General features: G+C 48.8%; 3 protein-coding genes. 2 read left to right on the top strand and 1 reads right to left on the bottom strand.

Annotated features, from left to right (window positions below):
• Both ACJROR_RS08305 and ACJROR_RS08310 read left to right on the top strand, forming a co-directional pair.
• Window positions 1-226 (top strand): hypothetical protein (locus ACJROR_RS08305; RefSeq protein WP_406546722.1); only part of this gene is annotated, 226 nt, incomplete at its 5' end.
• Window positions 227-242: 16 nt separating this feature from the next.
• Window positions 243-1,409: a hypothetical protein gene (locus ACJROR_RS08310; RefSeq protein WP_406546723.1), complete on the top strand. Its 1,167-nt coding sequence runs from the start codon at window positions 243-245 to the stop codon at window positions 1,407-1,409.
• A 324-nt stretch (window positions 1,410-1,733) separates the two neighbouring features.
• Here the strand turns inward: ACJROR_RS08310 and ACJROR_RS08315 are convergent.
• The coding region (locus tag ACJROR_RS08315) for a PD-(D/E)XK nuclease domain-containing protein (RefSeq protein WP_406546724.1) at window positions 1,734-2,170 on the bottom strand (437 nt) is incomplete at its 5' end.

Raw genomic sequence — 2,170 nt, forward strand, 5'->3', positions numbered from 1 at the left:
CAAAATGGTACGGAGTGGTACCGTACCAAAAGCGCCAGATTGCCGGCCATGCCTTGTTGCGCAAGGTCTGAAGCAAAATGGCACGGAATGGTACCGTACCAAAAGTACCAGATTACCGGCTAAGCCTTATCTCACAGGCTTTGACAGCAAAGCTCCCGATTTGGAGATACTGTCCGTTTTACAGCATTCCCTGCAACCGGCGGGGAATAAATCTATCAATCATTAACCATGAGGACATCAGCATGACTGATACCGTAAAATTATCCGACGGCAGGGAAATTTCCTGTTCCAAAACCGTCATGGCCTTGCTAAAGACCTGCTATGAAATTGCTTCGCGGGGAATGGAGGTAACCGCATCCACCCTCAGCATCATTGCTCCCTCTCACTCCAAGCGGGACTACACCGCCGCCTGCGAGATTTACCGCGATGAAGTCAGAGTTCGCCAGGAATGCTCCGTTCCGATGCCGGTCAATGTTCAGGAACTGTGCAATAACAGCATCCGGCTTGCCTGGGGAACTCTCTGCCGCCACTGGGAATCGCAGATTGAGAGTCTGAAGGAATCGCATCAGAAAGAGCTGGAAACCGCCAGAAAGAATCATGCATTTGCCCTTGATGTGAATGAGAAGCTCGAGCAGCAGGTAAAGAAACTTGAGGCTGAAAAGACCCGCATGGAGGGTGAGCATCAGAAGTTCAGGGATGATAGTCAGGCTGAGATAAAACGTCTCAAAAACGAAACTCAGGATCTGAAACAGGAGAGGAAGCGTCTCTCTGAGGATTATCAGGACTTCAGGAAAAGCAGAGATGCCGAAACAGACAGGCTTAAAAGCGATTATCAGAAACTGAAGGAGAGCTCAGATGCCGAAATAGCCCGTCTTAAGGATGATATCAAAGCTTACGAAGACGCTGAAAGCGAGTTTGACGAGAAATATTCGGAACTGTCTGAGGAATATGAGGATTACAAAGCTGAAGCCTGTGTCAACGATGAAGAGCGTCTGGAGCAGATTGCAAGACTTAAAGATGAGATCAGCGAGCTTAATGATCAGGTTGACTCTCTTGAAAAGGATTACGGCATGTGCCGCGGCAGAATGGCGGATCTTGAAGACCTGCTCGCCTCTCTGAAAACTCAGATAAAGCTGCACAGCAGTCTGAACAGCACAATGCAGCAGTTACTGGTGCCTGTGGCCGAATACTGCAGCCAAAATTCCGAAAAGGACAGGCCGGAACTTGAACAGTTTGTTTCCGTCGTTGTTTCCAGCTTCAAAGGTTCTCTGACAAAGGTTAAGGAAGAGACAGATACTCTGATTCAAAGTCTGTCGAGATACCATATTCGGGATGCGCCGATACCGGAAATTGCTCCTGTTCAGCCCGATAATAACCCCGCAGCCGGGGAACATCCGTCAGCCGAATAAATCTGGAACATCATTGCCAATACTGCGGGCCCGGCCCGCAGTTCTCTCTCATCTCATTCATACATCAAACCGCAGGCTGTTAAAGCGCAATCCCCGGCAGGACATTCCTCCGGAACCTCATAATTCTCAGAAAACAAGCATCCCGGAGCAAACATCACGTCCGCCCTCAGGCAGGGGATCAGGATTTATCGGAAAAGGCAATCAGGAAATTCCGGAAAGATCCGTCAGGAACGGGCGTAATCAGCGATCAGGATTGAACGGAAAAGGGAGTCACTAATTACCTCAAAGGCTAGTCACTACCTCACTAAATTTCCACTGAGACTTTTAATTTAGCTTTTCAATCAGACACTGATGGTTCTTGCTTTTGGGATCGTAGTTGATGCCCACTAGAAGGATATTTTTCGTATACAGCTTCGTGTAACGCCGGAAATACTCCTGCGTTTTAATCTGCTTAAGAGCTTCCTCGGCGGATTTCCCGTATTTAAACTCAATCAGAATAAGCGGCGCGGCGCCTTTTATGTTCGGCTCGTACACTAAGTCCACCTTGCCTTTGCCGGCCTGTTCCTCCCGGTGATATGTGTAATCATCCAGCGTTGACCAGAGAAGCCCGGTCATTACGCAATAGGTGAGGGATTCCTCGTCATTGTAATCCAGCAGCGACACCGCAGGAGAGTTATGAATCTCCTGAATGAGTCCCGCGGTCTTGTTACCGTCCCGGGCTTTTATTGCTTTCAGGAGATTTTCGGAACGCTCAATGGTAT

It is taken from the genome of Succinimonas sp. (assembly GCF_045225735.1).
Taxonomy (GTDB): Bacteria; Pseudomonadota; Gammaproteobacteria; order Enterobacterales; family Succinivibrionaceae; genus Succinimonas.

Excerpts from the sequence above, each read along its gene's own strand:
- ACJROR_RS08310 (WP_406546723.1), top strand. The coding sequence starts at position 243 with ATGACTGATACCGTAAAATTATCCGACGGCAGGGAAATTTCCTGTTCC.